The organism is Novosphingobium indicum (assembly GCF_014645195.1).
Taxonomy (GTDB): Bacteria; Pseudomonadota; Alphaproteobacteria; order Sphingomonadales; family Sphingomonadaceae; genus Novosphingobium; species Novosphingobium indicum.
The window spans coordinates 12,834-31,136 of record NZ_BMLK01000036.1 but is presented as its reverse complement, the minus strand read 5'-3'; the positions used below and the strand labels follow the sequence as shown (position 1 = coordinate 31,136).

Sequence of the window (18,303 nt, the reverse complement as noted above, 5' to 3'; positions counted from 1 at the left end):
ACAACTCTACGCCATCCTGGAATCAGCAATGTCACCTCAAGGCAAGCTCCTTTTTCAGCAGCCTGTTAAGGGACGATGCCACGACCCGGTTGTCCATAGAAGCAAGAGCGTGTTGTCGCTCCGGGTTCATTTTTGCGAAAGACTTACCAAGAACGGCTGAGTCGATCTCAACTCGAAAAGGTGTCCAGCCGGCCCGGGAGAGAGTGGGCCGGCTGGACTTAAGGATTGAGCGTCATTCGTATTTAGAACTTCTTGCTCACCCCTAGCTGCACGATCCGGCCGATCGAGAACGCACTGCCCAAAGTGGTGTCGTAGCCAATGCCGGTGGCACTGCGAAATTCAGGCGGTGCCACATCAAAGAGGTTCTGGACATTCAAAGTGAACGACAGGTCGTCGGTCAGGGCCGACTTTGACTTGACGTCATACTTGAAGAACAGGTTGATGGCATCGAAAGAGGAGACGCGGGTCTGACCGAATTCAACGTTGCCGCGCTTGTAGCCGGATGTGTGGTTCCAGATGACCTGCGCGCGCAGGCTGCCAATCGTGGTCCCCAGCGTACCCTGCATGCGGAAAACCGGGGTGTTGAAGGCCAGGTCGTCTGACACTGGCAGCGAAGCCAGCGCCTGCGACTTCTGACTGAGCCTGTAGTTGCCCGATACGCTGGCATCGAAGGAGCCGATCCTGGTGTCGAGCACGTATTTGGCGCTAAAGTCGATGCCATCCAGCTGCGCGGTGCCCAGGTTGCGCGAGCGAGTGTCCAGGGTCACGAGGACCGGCGAGACGACACCCCCGGACGAGATCAGGGCCTGGCTTGTTGATGTCGGGTTGACAACCGTGAAGCTCACGTTCGCCGGATTGAACTGAGTCAGGTAGGCTGCCAGTTCCTGACCGCTCGGACGCACCGAGTAAAGCTGAGGGAAGTTCGCATAGTAGTCAGTCAAGTCAGCGCTGGTGACCGGCCGGCCAATCGTGCCCGATAGATCGATGTTGTAGTAGCTGGCGTTCAGCGTCAGCCCTTGGATGAACGGAGGTTCGACTTCCAATCCGACAGACCAGTTGGTGGCCTTCTGCGGCTGGAGACCCGGCGCGGTGCCCCCAACGAACAGGCCGGTCTCGCCTGGCGCAGCGGTCACGCCGGAAGGCGTGCGCAGGAATGCTGCGGGAACTGTCTGCACGGTTGACGCCAAAACGCCGAGCTGGTCGACCGGCGAGGGAGCCGTGAATGACTTACCCCAGTTGGCGCGGATGGCGACCCATTCGACCGGCCGTAATGTAGCAGAGAACTTGGGATTGAAGGTGTCGCCGAAATCGTTGTACTTGTCATAGCGCCCTGAAGCAGACAACGTCAGCTCGTTAAGGAAGGGCATGGCATTATCATAGCCAATGATCGGAACCTGCAATTCACCAAAGACAGAGTCCACTTTTTGTGTGTAGCTTGTTGGATCTTGAAACACATAAGTTGATGCGTTGGTGGTTTGGCGCCGGAAGTTGTCCTGCATGTGTTCATAGCCGACCGCCGCACGCACTTCGCCACCCGGCAAGGTGAACAGTGGACCATTGAGGATAGCTCGGTAGTCGAACAGTTCGTTCCGACCGGTTCCACGCGCATACTGTAGCAGGCTCGAGGCTAGCGCAGTGCTCGCCGAGCCGACATCGTAGGGGTTCAGCGAGCCGTTTGCGAGCGCTGCGGACTGGGCAGCAGCGCTAATCTGGGCGTTCCTGAAGGAAGTGTTTGCACGGCCGTAGCTGAACAACGCGCTCAGTTCCCAGTCGGATCCGAGTTCTACCGACACGGAGGGAGCGATCCGCCACGTGTCGAGATCAGTCTCCTGGGTTGCTGAGCGCGCGCCGAAGAGCGGGCTGTAGTCGAACCTTACAACCTGCGATTGGCCTGCGTTCGCGTCGCCCGGGTTGCGGTAATAGGGCGAGGCAATTGTGAGCGTGGCTTGTCCGGTCGCGCCAGTGCCGAGTGCACCGGTGCCCAGCGTTCCGCCGATGGCGTCAATCGCGCGGTTAGCATAGAGCGCCGTCACGTCGAAGCGAACCGAATCGGAAAGGTTCTGCGACAGTCGCGCAAAAACCGTGTGCAGCGTCGAGGTCGGATAAATGGCGACGCTATCGGAATAGTCACATACGTTGGGACCTCCAGCAGTAATTCCCGATCCCGACGGCACATAGCTGGTCGAACCGATCGTCACATTGGGTGCCGCGCAGTTACGGCCGGTGGGAATGCCGGTATCCCAGTTGACCTGCTTTACCCAGTCGCGGTCAGAGCCAAAGACACTGTCATGATGTGAATAGCCATAGGCAAGATAGAACCCGCCGGATCCCCAGTCCTTGCCGGCCATTACGCTTGCGTCGATCGATTTGAAGTTCTCTCCAAAACCATAGCGGGCGTTGGCCTGGAGGCCATCGAACTTGCGGCGGGTAATGAAATTGATGACTCCGCCAAGAGCGTCGGAACCATATACCGCCGAGCCGCCGTCAGTCATGGCATCGACACGCTCGACGACACCGGGTGCGATAATATCGGGGTCAACCGCCACCTGCTGAATGCCGGCACCAACGACGCGTTGGCCATCAAACAGGACCAGCGTCTGGGCGCCGCCACTGGTATTGGCGCCAGGCAAGTTACGCAGATTCGGCCTGTTGATCGGGTTGCTGGCGTTGGCGCCCGCCTGTGGCGAGACGCCTGCGGGCAAAGCATTGAAGAAATTGCCGACCTGGGGGACTGTGCTTAGAACTTGGCTCGTGCTGGAAGCGCCGGTCGCCTCGATATCCTGGCTTGAGACGCCGATCACGTTGCTGCCGGCGGGGGCGATGCCGCGGATCAACGTCCCGGTCACCACGATCGGCTCGCTCGTTACTTGATCCGCGCCAGATTCCTGCGCGCCCTGCTGATCATCGGGCACCGATGCCTGTGCCAGAGCGACCCCCGGGGTGAGCGACGCGATAGCAGTGCTGATTGTGAAACGCCAAATTGCACGTGAAGTCTTGCAGTTCATCATCCTGATCCTCCCATTGTCGATATCAGCGCCGTTGGCCGGCCGCTGGAATTGACCGAAACTGGGGGAGAGGTGTCACAATGCGATACAAGGCATTGCCTCCATTCCCCATGCTTTTCGGCCAACAGGCTCTTAATTAAAGGATTCTGTATGGGAAAAAAATTGATTCTTCAAGCCTGAGATAGTGCAGTAAAGTAATCTAAATAGCTCGTGACGATCGCCATCCAGGGGGGCGCTGGCGGTGATCTCAAGTTGGACGATCGGCGGGCGGTCTTGCGATACCATCGTTCGATTGGCGCGAAATTCCGGCCACTTTGGCGCAACCTCTCTGCGAATTTGGAGAGTAAATGTTGGCGGTGTCGCCCCGGCAGCTAGTGCAATTGCCTTGCCGTCAATGCCAGTGATTGCGTTCCCCTGCTTTTTCGCCGCAGCGATCAAGTTGGCGAAGTGCCACCTGTCATGCCGTCCGTTGCAACGGCGGCCCTTATTCCATGCTGTACCGGCTTGCGTTGGCGCGAATGGCGATTGGGCGACAGATCAATTATTGATACCGGCACGAGTCAGGCGGCCTGTATCAATCAAGCCGGCTCAAGCCGTTCCGCAGTTGTCGGAAGGGCAGGTTGTAGAATCCGCGTGCGGTGCGGTCGATGGCGCGCTTGCCAGCTTGTTGACCAGCATGGCTGTAGGAACGTGGTCATGGCATGGGCAAGATCGAGATCCGGGTGCTCCGCGCAAGGTTGGCCAATCTCGCGGCAATTGATAGCCAAACTCGTCGACATCGTAATTCTCGATGCGGACGCGGATCAGCTCGCGGTAAATTTCATGAGGCTTGGCCATGCCATAGCCCGTCTCGCCGCCAAGGTGCGCCTGAACGATCTGATGCTTGAACTCCATGCTGTGAGATCGATGCTGCACTGGCCTCCGCAAAAAACTAATTTCGCGGCTATTATTCAGGTCCGATTGTGCGGGCTCATGGCTTCATGCCAGTCCTGGAGCACATCTTAGTGCCGATCGACAGGACGGGCGATGCGCTATCGGGACGGTCTGCGCAGGAACGGGTAGGCCTCGAAATAGAAATCGAACCGCTTGCGGAGCTGGGCGGGCGTTATCCCGAAATCCCGCTCCAGATTGTAGACGATCTGTCCGTGCTTTCCCCTGGGGTGGCTAGCGATAAAATCGGCGATCTCACGGTTGGCCTGGCCGGTTTCGGGCAGGCCCGCCTTGGCGCGGACCTGGCGGACGACCGCTATGTCGTCGGCCATGAACTGTTCGAACGGCACGTCGATGCGCTGGCTTTCGGGCCAGACGTCGCGATCGCGCACGCAGGCGCGCAGCAATGTCTCGACGCGATCGCTCCAGTAGTCGAGCAGACCTTGCGTATCGATGTGCGGGTAGAAATTCCGCTCGCCATAGGCGATCATGGTGATCGCCGACTGGATGACTTCCACCGGGTCGCGATAGGTGATGGCCACGGTCGCATCCGGGAAAACGGCTTTCAGGACCGGCAGTTGTTCGAGATGCTGCGGGCATTTCGTGACCCAGCGCTTGCGCGGCAGCCCCTTCTGAACATCCTGCCACTGCAACAGCTTGAGGCACGTTTTCATGTATTCGTAGTGCGGCGTCTGGTCGGTGGAGAGGTAGAAGTCCCTCCACTTCGGCGATCGCGCGATCCATTCGAAATTGTATGACGCGAAGTCAGCGCACATGAGTTCCAGATCTTCGTGGAAGTGGTCTGGCTCCATGGGATGCATCGCGGCAGCGAGCGGGTTGGCGGTGCGGGATGCCTCCCACTGGGCGGCACACCGCGCATAGCGCGGATCGACGCCTCCGGGCGCGTCGGGTTCCAGCGGGTTGCGGACCGGCTCGTAGGTTTCCCAGAGCGGGGTCGACCTCAAGCGGGTGTCGGCGCCGAGCAGATTGAGCAAGTGCGTGGTGCCCGATCGCGGCATCCCGACGACGATGATCGGACGATCGATCTGCTCGTCGTGAATTTCCGGATGCTTCTTCAACGTGTCGTGGATCAGCAGCCGGTTGGTGGCGTAGCGCACGAGATATCGCATCAGGAAGTGGCGCTTGACCGCATAGGCGCGCGTGTCGCCGTTCCATTCATCGATCAGGCGGCGCATCCGGTCCACGAAGTCATCCGATCCGAAATCGGACAGGCCGGTGGCCTGCCGGGCGGCGTCGAGGACCGCGTTCTCTTCCAGAAAGAACGGAACGGCCTCGGCTGCGGCAATCATCTGCTTTTGCGCATCGGTCAGATGCGGCGCTGTCAGGTCGGCGATATCGATCCGCTCGGCCATGCTTCTCCCTTTCAGTTGCTGTGTCTGCTTTTACGGTATCGTGCCCGCCTAAGCTGCTCTTGCGCGCGCAGCACTTCGGCCAGCTTCCCGGCCGAAATAGCTGGAGTCTCCCAGGGACATCCCAGAGGAATAGCCGTCGCCCCAGCGTGGCACGCCGCACGCGGTGCGTCCGGCCGCATAGAGACCCGGGATGGGCTGGCCGATCGCATCGAGCACTTCGCCACTGGGCCGCGTGACAAGTCCGCCAAGCGTGAAGGTCACCGCCGGCCAGTCGGGGATGCAGGCGCTCAGCGCGGCAAATGGCGGTTCGGCCAGCGGTTGCAGCCATTCAGGCTGCTTGTGAAACAGCGGATCGCGGCCTTCGGCAGCAGCGCGATTGTAGGCGTTGACGGTGTGGACCAGTTCACCTTCAGGCAGGCCAAGTTCGGCCTCGACCTCGGCCCAGGTCTCGCCAACGGCGGCAATCGTGACCTGCGGGAACGATTCCGGACGGGCGAATGTCGCGTTGTCGAGCAGTATCCAGGCCCGTCCGTTCGACTGGCGCAAGGCGTACTGGGCGACACGGCCGTGATAGGCGTCTTCGTTGATGAAGCGCTGGCCCTGCTCGTTCACGATAATGCCCTTTATCAGGCTTTCCGGCGGGAATGTCGTCCGGGTGGCGAAGAACTGCTCCATGTGCGTGAGCGCACCGCCGACCGATTGGCCCATACGGATTCCCGAGCCGTCATCATTGCCGCCGGTGATGGGATAGCTGTTGATACCCAGCACGCGCGGCGCGTACTGCTGCAGCATATCGGGATTGGCGATGAAACCGCCGCTGGCGAGGATCACGCCGTTTCGTGCCCTGACCATGCGCGGTTCGCCATCGATCCGCACCACGAGGCCGAGGACGTCGCCGGCGCGGCCGACGATCAGGCAAAGCGCGCGGGCACTGAAATGCGCTTCGACGCCCAGGGCGAGCGCCCTTCCGGACAAGCGGTCCATCACCATCTGGCCGCCGCCGCGGCCCACGGCCTGAGCGGTGTGGCCGCGCGGCGCCGGTTTCGCCACATCACGGAACGGCCATGCCGTCTCGCTGCCGCACCAGATCAGCGTGTCGTCGGTCGGGGGTTCCGGCCACCGGCCCGGCAGGTAGGTCCCCTTGAACGGAACCCCCTGCTTTGCGAGCCACTCGAGATGTTCCAAGCCATTCTCGGCATAGCGGTCGACGCGGGGCTGATCGACGCCAGGGCCTGACGCCATGGTCAGATAGGCCCGGAAGTCGTCGATAGTATCGTCAAAGCCGGCCGCTTTCTGGGTTTCCGAGCCGCCACCGATGTAGAATTCGCCGCCCGACATCGCGCTGCTGCCGCCTGCGGCGGCGGCCACCTCGAAGATGGTCACGGCCGCGCCGGCCATGCGCGCCTCGATGGCAGCGCACGCGCCTGCGATCCCGAAGCCCACGATGGCGACATCCGTTTCAAGATCCCACTTCCTGATGTCCTCCGCAGGGATCGCACGGGACGGGGTGTAGCTCGCCGCCGTCATTCGCCGTCCTCCAGTCCGAGGCGCGTCGCGTAGTTGTGGTGGAAGGCGCGGATGATCGATTCCTGATAGCCTGACATCCAGACCCAGGGCTGGCTCTTGGCCTTCAGTCCGGCCTGGACTTGCGGCAGGTTTCCGCAATCCTGATCGAAGATCTTGGCGAACGAGGCCAGTTCAGGGGCTTCCGTCCAGTACTGGTCCGCGTCGAGGAAGCGCTGGGCCTTGGGTTCCGGCTTGGGCTTGCCTTCTGGCCATGGCGCCAGGAACATGACCCGCATCAGCGCCTCGTCGGGATTGTCGCCGTTGGGCCGGAAATTGTAGACGACGCGTGCCCATCCGCCCCAGGGGCTGGTGTTGGGAAACAGGTTGTTGAAGCCTTGGTCGTTGAGTTCGGCGTCCGAATACTGATCGACTTCGTCGCCGATCATGTCGCGCAGCGTTTCGCGCATGAAATCGGCAATCTGCCGGTAGATGTCGAGTGCCTGTTCCTTCGACAGGGTCATGCCGCGGTGCGGGCAGGAGCCGCTGACGCCAACATGGCCCAGCCTGCTCCAGTTGCCGAAGGAGTCGAAGCGGATGTCGGCGCATTCGCTACCGTGGAGTAGCAACTGGGGGTGCGTCGCAATCGAGTGGTAGCTTTCGAGAAAGGCCTCCTGCACGACCTTCCAGTTCGCGCGGATCACCTTGGTGACGTCGGCCTGCTTGTACCGGTTCTGGAGCTTGAACTTCGCATAGTGCTCCATCATTTCCGGCCCGGCGTATTCCTCGAAGCTGATTGCACCGGGATCGGGGTTGATGAAAACGAACCCGCCCCATCGCGCCACCTTGGCCTCAGGGAGCCGCGACACTTCCTTGCGGACACCCTTGAAGTCCCATTCGGCCGGGATCAGCGGCAGCGATCCATCGATTTTCCATTGCCAACCGTGATAGGGGCAACGGAATTCGGTGGCCTTCTTGCCGGAACAGTCGCGAAGCTGGCGGCCCCGGTGGAGACAGGCATTTTCAAGGGCCTTGATCTCGTCGGGCGCGGTGCGCACGACGAGGTACTGGAGATTGGCCACCTTGTAGAGTTGGTAGTCACCGACCTCGCGGATGTCGTCCTCGCGGCACACCATCTGCCAGCACTTCTTCCAGATGTGCTCGACTTCGAGGTCATGGTACTTGCGGTCGAAATAGCGTGCGGACGGCACCTTTTCGGGACCGCCGGGGACAGGCGAACTCTTGCGGTAAACGTCGGGAATGAGTTCGGGCCTGCGGTCGTGGTCGAGATAGAATTCGAGCGGCACGTGCGCGGCCGAACGAAGCCCCTCGGGAGTCTCCATGCCGGGGTCATTGGTGTACTTGGCGATAAATTTTGGACGCTGCGGCTGCCCCTGCCGGGCTGCTTCTTGCGCCTCGGCCCAGGGCGGCAGGTCTTCCTCAAGCGCGGGCATCAATGTCCACAACACGTCGTGCCCCGGCGGCAGATCCGGGCCACCGACATAGCCCAGCAAGTGCTTGTCTGCGTGGGTCAGATCGCCCTCGATCCAGGTACCGTCGTGGCGAAATATGCCACTCTTGCCATTGGCCTTGTCCTCGACCCGGACAAGGCCGTCGCCGATCGCCTGATACACGGCTCCGGTGATCGGGTGCGGTTCAGAGCGCAAGGGTGCGGTGATCTCGTTCATCGTCAAACTCCTGTAAGTCGTCAAAGCCCGGGCAAAGGCGCTGCGCCTTGCGCAGCATGGCGGGCCAGAATGCGCGCTGGGAAAATCGGTCGGGACTGGACCAGTTCATGGCCGCACCAACCCGCGCAACCGCCTCCTGGTTCGGCAAATTAAGCTCGGCGCCTCCGGCAAGGGCGCGGATCTGGGTCGTGCAGCACCATTCGAGCGTGTAGATGCGGTAGAAGGCATCGGCGATGGTGCTTCCCACGGCAAGCGTGCCGTGGTTGCGTAGGATCATGAGGTTCTTTTCGCCCAGATCCCGGCCGAGTTGCTCGCGTTCGTCGTCGCGGCTGACCACACCGGAAAAGTCGTGGTAGGCCAGATCGCCATGGATCAGCATCGCGGTCTGGTTGAGCGGCAGCAGGCCCTGCTTCTGCGCGGAAACGCCCACGCCGTCGTGGGTGTGCAAATGGATAGCGCAGTTCACATCGGGACGGCTACCCAGTACACCGCTGTGCACGGTATAGCCGGCGATGTTGAGCGCGCCGCCACGGGGCGATACGACGTTGCCGTTGAAATCAACGCGAATAAGGCTCGACGCCGTGACCTCGTCAAACATCTGTCCAAAGGGGTTGAGCAGGAACGTGTTGTCGGGAAGGCGGGCCGACAGGTGGGTGGCGACATGATCGTCCCACCCGAACAGGGCGACAAGCCGGTACGCAGCGGCCAGATCGCGCCTGAGTTCGCCCTCGCTGTAGCCAGTCATGACCATCGCATCCTTTCCGCGCGCCTCACCGGGCGGCTTGCGGCTGGAGTTCGTCCTTGATCGCGGTCCCGCCAAGGTAAATCGCCCGCAGGTTTGCCCGATCCCGAAGCAGCGTGATGTCGACGCTCGGATCGCCATCGACGACGAGGAAATCGGCAAGCTTGCCGGCCTCGATCATCCCGGTCTGGCCGCCAAGACCCATCGCCTCCGCGCCGTTCCTGGTGGCCCAGCGGATGACGTCGAGCGCGGGAATGCCGATCTCGTTGGCGTAGAGAATCAGTTCCTCGGCATAAGTGCCGTGATCCACGCCGCGTGCGCCGTAGTCGTCGCCGGTCAGCAGCTTGACGCCAGCCTTGTTGGCGAGCGGCAGGATCGACGCCATGGCATCGAAATCCGGCTTCATCGCATCGGTGTAGGGAATACCCGGCGCGATCGTCATCATGCGTTTGGGGAACCACAGGCTGGGCACCAGATAGGCACCCTTTTCGAGAATGCGCTCGATACAGCGCTCGTCGAAACCGTCGCCATGGTCGATGATGTGAACCCCGCTCTCGATGCAGAACAGCACCGCGTCGCGGTTGGCGACATGGGCACGCGTCTTGATGCCGCGCTCCGTCGCGGTGCGCACGGCCATTTCCACCTCGTCGGGGGCCATGTCCCATTCGCCCCCCGTGCCGCCAGTGCCGTGGCCGCGCGTGACGAACAGCTTGACGATTTCCGCCCCGTTCTTCGCTTCCTCGCGAATGGCCCGGCGAACCGCGTCGGGGCCATCGGCGCAATGCACGCCTCCCGCCGCGCCGATCTTCATCCACGCAGAATAACTCATGTCGCCGCTGTGGCCGGTCGAGCTGACATCGCGGCTGCCCGCCATGATGCGCGGACCAATCTGGGCGCCCTCGGCAACCGCCAGCTTCATCGAGGCGTCGATCGCGTGCGGCGCCCCGCCGCTGATGCAGCCCGTGAAGCCGCAATCCAGCGCGGTCCTGAAATTGGCAGCGGCGCGCAGCGCGGCGTGCGAAGGATGAACCTCAAGGCCAAGCGGCCGGGCGCCCCCGGCTTCCCAGTAGGCCGCGTGGAAATGCGCCTGGACCATGCCAGGCATCACCGTCTTCCCCGCAAGATCGACGGCCCGGTCATCGGGACGGGCCTCGACGGGCGCCTCGGAGATTGCCTCGATCCGCTCGCCGGCAATTACGACGCTGGCCCTGCGCGCGGGCTTGTCGCCGTCCAGCAGGTTGGCGTTGTTCAGGATCAGGCGGCTCATGCGCGTTCCCCCTGCATGAGGGTGGGCATGGTGGGGGTTCCGTTCATGGCCGGTGACCACCACAGGTATTCTGTGAAATGTCCGAGCGAAGCGCGGTTATCGACATAGGCGAAAAGGGCCTGCGGCTCCTCGCCGGGAGCGAGTTCGGAAATCTGGACAATTTCGTCCCCGTCGGCACGAAGCTGCGCAATCGTGTCCTGCCAGACGGAATGGGGACCCATAACGGCAACCCCCACATGGTGCAGGCTCAGCGCTTGCCGGTCGAGGTCCCGCCCTTCGGTGTAGATCCAGGTCGGGCCCGATACAGGCTCGATGATCTCGAATTGATGGGTGCCGGTATTGGCGACGGCGACCCGCAAGAGCAGGTCCTCAACATTGCCGCGCGTGCGGACAGGACATTTGCCTTCGAAGCAGAAGAAGTTGTCGATTCCCAGCTTGGCGGCTGCAAACTCCACGGCGCGGTCGCGGTCCCTGGCGACGTAGCTCAGCTGGAAGATGTCGCCGAAGCGATCGATCAAATTCATGTCCCGTGTCCTCTCCGTGTTCTGCCATCCGGCTGCCGAATTCCACTTGCAACCTGTGATTGTGGTCCATATATGGACCAGTAAGTACTTTATATGGAATTATGGTGCGCTTGCAGGCCTTGTCAAGGATTCTCGCGGGTGATCGCCGGATGGGGAAAACTGATGAGCGACTTTTCCGACCCGAATCATCGTCCGCTCAGGGTCATCACGTTTCTTGCCGCTCACGCGACGGAAGCCTTCACGCTGGCGGAAATCGCGCGCTTTCTGAACCTGTCCAAGGGATCCGCGCACCGGGTCATGACAGCGCTGACAGATGCCGGATTCGTATCTCGCCATCCGAGGCACAAGACTTTCACGCTGGGCATGGCGCTGGTTGCCGTTGGTCAGGCGGCGCTTGATCGTTATCCCGGAGTCGCGATCGCCCGGCGCGAGATGGCGCGCCTGAACGCGGAGCTCAACGTGGGTTTCGGCGCGACTGCCATCGTCAACAATGAATATCTCCTGCTCGGACGGGAAGGAACGCCGCGCACCTATGACGGCCTGGCGCTCGTCGGGGAAAGACGGCTGGTCATTCCGTCGATCGGGATCGGTCAAATGGCATGGCGAAGCCCGGACGAGATCGATGCCTATCTCGATCGCGGCGCTGCCTACCTCGATCCTCAGATCCGCGAGCATCTGCTGGCGACCATGCCCGCGATCCGCCGCCGCGGGTTCTCCATGGCGGCGGAAGGCGTAGGTTTGCACCAGCTGATCAAGGCTACCGTGATCGCGCCGGGCCAGTCTGATGAAGAGGTCCTGTCCGCTGCCGCGATCACCGGCGCGGGCGAGATCTCAGCAAGCGAATTCCAGATGCTGGATTGGGATGAGGCACAGGGCAGGGGGGTGAACTACGTCGCTGCGCCGGTGTTTTCGCCCGACGGTGACGTCTGCCTGGAAATCGTCATGAGCGATTTGCCCGAAGGTCTCGGCCGGAGTGAGATGGAGCGTTACGCCGCCAAGCTCGTTCAGGCGGCGGATCTGGTCACCAGCGAAATCCGCGGGCGCAAGCCGAAGCCATGGTGATCGAATGCAAGGAGAGGGGAAGTTGACAATGACCGCAGGAGTTTCTTCTGTCGCGGGGTGGCAGGAATTCATCGATAGTCTGGCCACGCTGCCTGACCGCATGCTGGCCAGGCTACCCGGGGCCCGTCGCAACGATGCGCAAACGCAGCAGGAAGTGGCGCGATTGGCACTGGAATCGCTGGCATCGAACGCCCTGGCGGCGCTCGGCGGCGATGGCGATGCCCCGCAGTTCCTGCCGGCCATAGGCCAGGTCCTGAATGTTGGGCAGCCCAATGCCGACACCATCTACAAGAGTTGCATCATAACACCCGGTGCCAGCTACCGGCTGCGGGGGCGGCGCGGCACGCTGGCACTTGCGGTCATGGCGCAGGTCATCCCGCAAGGCGCACCGGGCGCAGGGATGCGCGCACATCTCAATCTGGCGGATCTGCGGACCGATGCGCAAGGGCGTTTCGACGTGCTGCTCAGCGCCGGGAAGCCGGCCGACCATACGGGCGACTGGTGGGAGCTCAGTCCGGCCGCCAGTCAACTGATGATCCGCCTGGTCAGCGCCGACTGGGGCAGGGAAATTGAGCCGACGCTCTCGATCGAGCGCGTCGACAAGCCCGTTCGCCGCCCGCGGCCTCCGGCAGAGACGCTCGAGGCGCGCCTGCGCCGCTTGCCGGTGGGTATCGACTACCTGGCGTTGATGTTCGTCGATCATTTCGAGAAACTGCGCGATCAGGGATTTATCAATTCGCTGAAGATCATGACGCTCGAATTCGGCGCGCTGGAAGGGCAGTTCTATTACGAAGGAACCTATGATCTCGCAGATGACGAGGCGCTCGTAATCGAGTCGCCCATTCCTGAGAAATGCGGATATCGATCGCTGATACTGACGAATGAAATCTACGAGACGATTGATTGGTACAACAATCATTCCAGTCTTAACGGGGCGCAGGCCGGCCCCGATCCCGATGGCAAGCTGCGCATCGTCGTGGCCGGCCGCGATCCTGGCGTGAAGAACTGGCTCGATACCGCTGGTCATCCCCGGGGCATCATTCAGGGGCGCTGGACCGGCTGTGACAGCCAGCCGATCCCCACTGTCTCGAAGGTGAAGCTTAGCGAACTGCACGCCGCACTGCCCGGCGGCGTCGCAAGGGTGACGCCGGCCGAGCGCGAGCAGCTCGTGCGGGATCGCCGCGCAGCGTTGCAGCAACGCACGTTGTGGTGATCGGCAAAAGGCACGCGATACCGGGCAATTACCCGTCAAGGTCATGGTGAAACTGGAACTATGCTAAATCCTGAAGATGCGAAGACATTCCCGGAGTTGATCAGAAGCACCGCGGCGGCTTTTGGGGACAACGTTGCGATACGGCTTGCCGGCGACGAGAGTGCCGGGGGCGGTGTAAGCTTTCGGGAGATCGACGCGCGATCGTCGCAGATCGCGCGAGGCCTGCTGGCTCAAGGGATCGGCAAGGGCGCGCGCGTGGGGTTCATATTCGGCAACGCGCCGGAATTCCTCGTCATCTTTGCCGCAATTGCGCGGATTGGCGCCGTGGCAATCCCGATCAGCACGATGATCCGGGCGAACGAATTGGTGCGTGTGTTGCGGCAGTCCGACGTCAGTGGCCTGATCGTGCAGCGTGAATACCTGGGCCATGATTATGTCCAGCGCCTGCTGGACGCGTTGCCGGGTCTCGCGCAGTCGGCCCGCAGGCATATCGCACTTCCCGAGGTGCCCTACTTGCGGTGGATCGTCTCGACTGGCCCGGATTTGCCCGTTCCGGTCGATGGCATCGCGGGTTTGGCGGAAGCAGGCGCAAGTATTGGCGAGGACCTGCTTGCGGCAGTTGAAGCGGAAGTTCATCCAACAGACCAGATCGTGGAAATCTACACGTCCGGATCGATGGCTCTGCCCAAAGGGGTACGCCACAATCATGGCCCCGTCCTGTTCCGGTGCCATTATCTGCGCTCGATGCTGAATATCGAACTAGGCGCACAAGTCACCGCGCAGCTTCCCTTTTTCTGGGTGGGCGGGCTCATGATGTATCTGCTGCCCAGTTGGGAGGCGGGGGCGACGGTCGTTTGTCCTCAGCGGACTCTCAACAACAGCCGGGTGGCAATGGGCAGCGTCCTGACGGATGACGATGTGAAGGCGCTGGCCAGACAGCCCAAGCCATGGTGGGGACTGGGCATGAGCGAAACGCTGGGTCCCTATTCCTATGCCGACGATTTTCGCGCCCCGGGATATCCTCTGTGCGCTCCGATGGATCATTTTGCCGATGGATACGAGATCCGCTTGGCCGATGCGGAGGATCGCCCGGTCGCGGACGGTGAAGTCGGCGAGATGCAGATCCGGGGCTATCCTGTGTCACCCGGCCTGCACAAGATGGAGCGGGCGGCCTATTTCAGCGCGGATGGGTACTATCGTACCGGCGACTTGTGCTTGCGCGAAGGGAGCAGGGTGCACTTCGTCGGCCGCAGCGGGGACATGATCAAGGCGGCAGGTTCAAATGTTTCTCCCGCCGAGGTGGAGATGGAACTGCAGGCATTGGACGGCGTGCAGGCAGCCTATGTCGTCGGGATTCCCGACAAAGAGCGGGGGCAGCTTGTCGCCGCAGCGGTTATCGCGGAAGATGCCCGCGATTTGGACTTCCAGTGGCTGGAAGGTGAGCTTCGCAAGAAACTGTCGCCCTACAAGGTGCCGCGCGGCTGGGGCCAGATCACCCGCGATGAGGTTCCGTTGCTGCATTCGAACAAGGTGAGCCGGCGCCAGATCGAGCAACTGCTGGCGGAGCGGTTGGCACGAGGATAGCGGCTTGACGGGGCCTGCGCGCGCTCTGTCCGATAGCCTGGCCCATTGGCGGTACGGCTACTGCCCTGTGTTCTCATTCCGTCTGGCGATAACCGCGCGAAGTCCGTGAATCAGAATGGCAATGGCTCCCATATAGCCCGCGCCGACGGCGAGTGAGGCCAACATCTGCGCGATCGTCTTATCGGCATGAAGGTCGGGAATCGTGCCGACGATCAGGAACAGCATCATTGCATTGTTGCACAGCATTCTCAGATGCCCGCGCATGAAACAGAACAGGATGGCAGCCAGGATCAAGCCGGCCGCCGCCTGTCCTGCAAGTCCATGTGCGACCGGAAGCGTGAGCAGCAGCCAGCCCAGGGCCAGACCGCCAGCCGCCCCCATCAGTGCAGGAAGGAACTCGGACAAGTCCTGATGCAGGATTCCCGCCCAGTAGAGCAGGAAGAAAAAGCCGACATAGGGCATACCCACACCCAGCAGAGCGTAGAGGCCCAGCAGGCCTGCCATGAACGGGACAACCCCGGCGACCAGCAATCCTGCGGCCAGGATGCCCGGGCGCTGCTGCGCAGCGCGCGCGAGGGAAGTGTCATCTGCCACGAATGATCTCCGATGCCAGCCAGCCAAGTGCAATAACGGGCGCCTGCGTGTTGCCGGCGGGGATGACCGGGAAGACCGAAGCATCGACAACCCTCAGTCCTTCGACGCCGCGCACCCGCAGGTCGGGATCAACCACCGAGCCCTCGTCCATGCCCATCCGGCAGCTGCCGACGGTGTGCAACCCGGCGACACCGAGCTGATCGATCGATTCGAGCAGTTCGGCATCGGTTTGCGCGGTAGGCCCCGGCGTGGTTTCGCGTTCGATCAGGCCCGCCAAAGGTTCCTGCGCTGCCCATTCCCGCATCTGGCGCGCGCAACTGACGATGACGTCACGATCATGTCCGGTCGCATAGTAGTTGGTCACGATCGCGGGTTGTTGGCCGGGATCGCGCGAGGTGATGTGGATCGAACCGCGCGATGACGGCACCATGCCGTAGGCAATGGTACTGAAACCGTGCTGCCGCTCCAGCTCGCTGCCGGGCTTCTGCAAATCCCAGCTATACAGGCCGAGCTGAACCTGGATGTCGGCCACATCAACATCCGGCCGGCTCTTGAAGGCCGCGCGCATTTCCATCGACGAACCGGACATGGGGCCGTCGCGCAACAGATAATACCGCAGTACCGAAGCGACTAGCGGCAAGCCGCGATACTTGAGATTGAACGATACCGGCTTGCTCAAGCGCCACTGCATACGCATGCAGCGATGCTCGCTCGTCTCCTCGCCGACTGCCGGCTGGGCGTGGACAAGGGGAATATCGAGGCTGGCAAGCAGTGCCGGATCGCCCACACCGGAACGCTCTAGGATCGCGGGGCTCCCAATCGCTCCGGCACAGATGAGCACTTCACGCCTTGCGTCGATCTGTTGGCGCGCGCCATCCTTCAGAAATTCGACGCCACTGGCTCGCTTGCCGGCGAACACGACCCGATCGGTCGTGGCGCCGGTGATGACGGTAAGGTTGGGGCGCTTCATCGCCGGACGCAGGAATGCGACAGCGGCGCTTTGCCGTCTGCCCTTCCAGATGGAGCGGGGCATATAGCCAATGCCGACACCATCGTCAGGTTCGTTGACGTCCGCCTTGAAGCGCCAGCCCATTTTGACGCCGGCTGCTTTCATCGCTTCCGTCAGGGCGTTACGCTCCGGTGAGATCGAGATGCGGAGGGGCCCTTTGCCGCCGCGGCTGGGCGCGGGGCCAAGTTCATGGCCTTCGATGGCTTCATAGGCCCGCGCGAAACTGGCCCAGCCCCACTGTGTCCCCGCCCGGGTTGCCAGCACGTCGTAATCCGCAGGCTGCCCCTTCACCCAGACCATGCCGTTGACCGAGGTTGACCCGCCCAGCACCTTGCCGCGCACCCAGTAATCCGGGCGCATGGCCGTGCGAGGCTCGGGATTGGTCAGGTGGAAATAGACGTAGGCCGGCATCCGCATGATCTTGGCGACGCCGCGCGGCATAGTGATATAGGGATGGCGATCGGAGCCACCTGCCTCGATCAGGCAGACGCTGACTGCGGGGTCTTCGCTCAGCCGGTTGGCCAGTACGCATCCTGCCGCCCCGGCTCCGACGATGATATAATCGTATGCGGGCCGCATCAGTCGATCCCGAGTGCCGAACGGATGGCATTGCCCACCAGACTTGCACCGTCAAAAGCGCTCATCCGGTTGTGGCAGTAGGCAACCGCCAGTCCCGTGCGCGGATCGGCCCAAGCCAGCGAGCCCCCGGCGCCGGGGTTGCCGATGGCGCTTTCCGAGCCGAAGGCCAGCGTGAGCGGCGATTGCCCGTCGTACATCCAGTAGCCGCCTTCGCCCAGCGGCATAGGCATGCCGAAGAACACCGGATCGGGCAGGGTGCCGCCCGGACGCAGATGGCAGCACATCTCGACCCGTTCAGCAGAAAGCAGCCGCTTGCCGTCCAACGTGCCGCCGTTGGCGAGAATCGCGTAGAACCGGGCGAGGCTGCGCGCGGTGAAAATGCCGCCGACGCCGGCCAGCGTCGCACGGCGGACCTGCGGCAGTTCGAAGACGTCGGGCGCCAGCCGGATTTCGAACGGCATGGCCTTTTCAAGTGCGGTTCCGGGCGGCGGCGCTTTCTGGCCAAGGTCATCGATCAGCCTGGCGATGCGCGGCTCGACCTCGTCGGGGATACCAATCCAGAGATCGTCGATACCGTAAGGCGCGCAGATTTCCTGCTGGACGAAATCGCGGAAGCTGCGTCCTTCGGGATCGGTGCGCCGCACGATTTCGCCGATCACCCAGCCGAACGAGACCGCCTGGTAGGCGGGCTCGCCCACCGGAAAGATCGGTTCCAGCGCGGCAAGGCCGGCGCAGGTTGCGTCCCAATCGCAGATCGAATCCGGCGTCGCGCCCGCCGGCATCTGCGGCGTTCCGGTGCGATGCGACAAGGCATCGCGCACCGTGACGGCCTCTTTGCCGTGAGCACCATATTCGGGCCAATAGCGCGCCACCGGGCTATCGTAGTCGACGAAGCCCCGCTCTGCCTGGACATGCAGCGCCGTTGCGGCGACCCCTTTGGTGACGGAATAGACGTTGAACAAGGTGTCGCCATCGACGGCCCGTTCCGTCGCGGGATCGGCCATGCCGGCCCACGCGTCGACGATCTTCTCGCCATGCAGATAGGCTGCCACCTGCACGCCGATCTCGTCGCCATTGGCGACCATCCGCTGAAGGACTTCGCGCACCGCACGGTTTGCGTGATTCTCCAGGTCCATGATTTCCTCTCGTTATTACCACATCGATGCCACCGGCAATGGCCGTGCATCATGCAGGTAACGGTGGAAGCCGGGCACGCCATGGCAAACTCTT

14 protein-coding genes are annotated in these 18,303 nt (G+C 62.3%); 3 read left to right on the top strand and 11 right to left on the bottom strand.

The window, feature by feature from the left end; genetic code table 11:
* Positions 1 to 242 precede the first annotated feature (242 nt).
* From IEX64_RS22125 to IEX64_RS22090, 8 genes are all read right to left on the bottom strand, one after another.
* Positions 243 to 3,008, bottom strand: a complete 2,766-nt coding sequence (locus IEX64_RS22125; RefSeq protein ID WP_188823368.1) for a TonB-dependent receptor domain-containing protein — start codon at positions 3,006 to 3,008, stop codon at positions 243 to 245.
* A gap of 585 nt (positions 3,009 to 3,593) precedes the next feature.
* Positions 3,594 to 3,899: a hypothetical protein gene (locus IEX64_RS22120; RefSeq protein ID WP_188823366.1), complete on the bottom strand. Its 306-nt coding sequence runs from the start codon at positions 3,897 to 3,899 to the stop codon at positions 3,594 to 3,596.
* A gap of 137 nt (positions 3,900 to 4,036) precedes the next feature.
* The gene (locus IEX64_RS22115; protein ID WP_188823364.1) at positions 4,037 to 5,308 is read right to left on the bottom strand and encodes a sulfotransferase family protein; all 1,272 of its coding nucleotides are present in this window, start codon (positions 5,306 to 5,308) and stop codon (positions 4,037 to 4,039) included.
* A gap of 48 nt (positions 5,309 to 5,356) precedes the next feature.
* Positions 5,357 to 6,835 carry an FAD-dependent oxidoreductase gene (locus tag IEX64_RS22110; RefSeq protein WP_188823362.1) on the bottom strand — a complete coding sequence of 493 codons (1,479 nt, stop codon included), beginning with the start codon at positions 6,833 to 6,835 and terminating at the stop codon, positions 5,357 to 5,359.
* On the bottom strand, positions 6,832 to 8,499 hold the full coding sequence (locus tag IEX64_RS22105) for an aromatic ring-hydroxylating oxygenase subunit alpha (protein ID WP_188823360.1): 1,668 nt from the start codon (positions 8,497 to 8,499) through the stop codon (positions 6,832 to 6,834). The genes IEX64_RS22110 and IEX64_RS22105 overlap by 4 nt, the downstream gene beginning before the upstream one ends.
* Positions 8,468 to 9,244, bottom strand: coding sequence for a class II aldolase/adducin family protein (locus tag IEX64_RS22100; protein ID WP_229710645.1), 777 nt, complete (start codon positions 9,242 to 9,244; stop codon positions 8,468 to 8,470). Before IEX64_RS22100 ends, IEX64_RS22105 begins: the two co-directional genes overlap by 32 nt.
* A gap of 25 nt (positions 9,245 to 9,269) precedes the next feature.
* Positions 9,270 to 10,508: an amidohydrolase family protein gene (locus IEX64_RS22095; protein WP_188823357.1), complete on the bottom strand. Its 1,239-nt coding sequence runs from the start codon at positions 10,506 to 10,508 to the stop codon at positions 9,270 to 9,272.
* Positions 10,505 to 11,032: a VOC family protein gene (locus IEX64_RS22090; RefSeq protein WP_188823356.1), complete on the bottom strand. Its 528-nt coding sequence runs from the start codon at positions 11,030 to 11,032 to the stop codon at positions 10,505 to 10,507. The genes IEX64_RS22095 and IEX64_RS22090 overlap by 4 nt, the downstream gene beginning before the upstream one ends.
* Before the next feature lie 162 nt (positions 11,033 to 11,194).
* Here IEX64_RS22090 and IEX64_RS22085 point away from each other — a divergent pair, with 162 nt between their 5' ends.
* The 3 genes from IEX64_RS22085 to IEX64_RS22075 all read left to right on the top strand — a co-directional run bounded on the left by IEX64_RS22085 (position 11,195) and on the right by IEX64_RS22075 (position 14,891).
* Complete coding sequence (locus IEX64_RS22085) at positions 11,195 to 12,094, top strand: IclR family transcriptional regulator (RefSeq protein WP_188823355.1); 900 nt, start codon at positions 11,195 to 11,197, stop codon at positions 12,092 to 12,094.
* Between the two features lie 28 nt (positions 12,095 to 12,122).
* A complete protein-coding gene (locus tag IEX64_RS22080; RefSeq protein ID WP_188823354.1) occupies positions 12,123 to 13,307 on the top strand; it encodes a peptidase associated/transthyretin-like domain-containing protein in 1,185 nt (394 codons plus the stop codon).
* A gap of 96 nt (positions 13,308 to 13,403) precedes the next feature.
* Positions 13,404 to 14,891, top strand: a complete 1,488-nt coding sequence (locus tag IEX64_RS22075; protein ID WP_188823353.1) for a class I adenylate-forming enzyme family protein — start codon at positions 13,404 to 13,406, stop codon at positions 14,889 to 14,891.
* A 57-nt stretch (positions 14,892 to 14,948) separates the two neighbouring features.
* Here IEX64_RS22075 and IEX64_RS22070 read toward each other — a convergent pair whose 3' ends face one another.
* From IEX64_RS22070 to IEX64_RS22060, 3 genes are read right to left on the bottom strand one after another with little or no spacing between them, the layout of a single operon-like run.
* Complete coding sequence (locus tag IEX64_RS22070; protein WP_188823352.1) at positions 14,949 to 15,485, bottom strand: hypothetical protein; 537 nt, start codon at positions 15,483 to 15,485, stop codon at positions 14,949 to 14,951.
* Complete coding sequence (locus tag IEX64_RS22065) at positions 15,475 to 17,073, bottom strand: GMC family oxidoreductase (RefSeq protein ID WP_188823350.1); 1,599 nt, start codon at positions 17,071 to 17,073, stop codon at positions 15,475 to 15,477. Before IEX64_RS22065 ends, IEX64_RS22070 begins: the two co-directional genes overlap by 11 nt.
* Positions 17,073 to 18,209: a serine hydrolase domain-containing protein gene (locus tag IEX64_RS22060; RefSeq protein WP_188823348.1), complete on the bottom strand. Its 1,137-nt coding sequence runs from the start codon at positions 18,207 to 18,209 to the stop codon at positions 17,073 to 17,075. Before IEX64_RS22060 ends, IEX64_RS22065 begins: the two co-directional genes overlap by 1 nt.
* Positions 18,210 to 18,303: the final 94 nt, after the last annotated feature.

Coding starts and splice junctions, on each gene's coding strand:
- IEX64_RS22065 (WP_188823350.1), bottom strand. CDS start 17,073: ATGCGGCCCGCATACGATTATATCATCGTCGGAGCCGGGGCGGCAGGA.
- IEX64_RS22125 (WP_188823368.1), bottom strand. CDS start 3,008: ATGATGAACTGCAAGACTTCACGTGCAATTTGGCGTTTCACAATCAGC.
- IEX64_RS22090 (WP_188823356.1), bottom strand. CDS start 11,032: ATGAATTTGATCGATCGCTTCGGCGACATCTTCCAGCTGAGCTACGTC.
- IEX64_RS22085 (WP_188823355.1), top strand. CDS start 11,195: ATGAGCGACTTTTCCGACCCGAATCATCGTCCGCTCAGGGTCATCACG.
- IEX64_RS22095 (WP_188823357.1), bottom strand. CDS start 10,508: ATGAGCCGCCTGATCCTGAACAACGCCAACCTGCTGGACGGCGACAAG.
- IEX64_RS22080 (WP_188823354.1), top strand. CDS start 12,123: ATGACCGCAGGAGTTTCTTCTGTCGCGGGGTGGCAGGAATTCATCGAT.
- IEX64_RS22105 (WP_188823360.1), bottom strand. CDS start 8,499: ATGAACGAGATCACCGCACCCTTGCGCTCTGAACCGCACCCGATCACC.
- IEX64_RS22115 (WP_188823364.1), bottom strand. CDS start 5,308: ATGGCCGAGCGGATCGATATCGCCGACCTGACAGCGCCGCATCTGACC.
- IEX64_RS22110 (WP_188823362.1), bottom strand. CDS start 6,835: ATGACGGCGGCGAGCTACACCCCGTCCCGTGCGATCCCTGCGGAGGAC.
- IEX64_RS22060 (WP_188823348.1), bottom strand. CDS start 18,209: ATGGACCTGGAGAATCACGCAAACCGTGCGGTGCGCGAAGTCCTTCAG.
- IEX64_RS22120 (WP_188823366.1), bottom strand. CDS start 3,899: ATGGAGTTCAAGCATCAGATCGTTCAGGCGCACCTTGGCGGCGAGACG.
- IEX64_RS22100 (WP_229710645.1), bottom strand. CDS start 9,244: ATGACTGGCTACAGCGAGGGCGAACTCAGGCGCGATCTGGCCGCTGCG.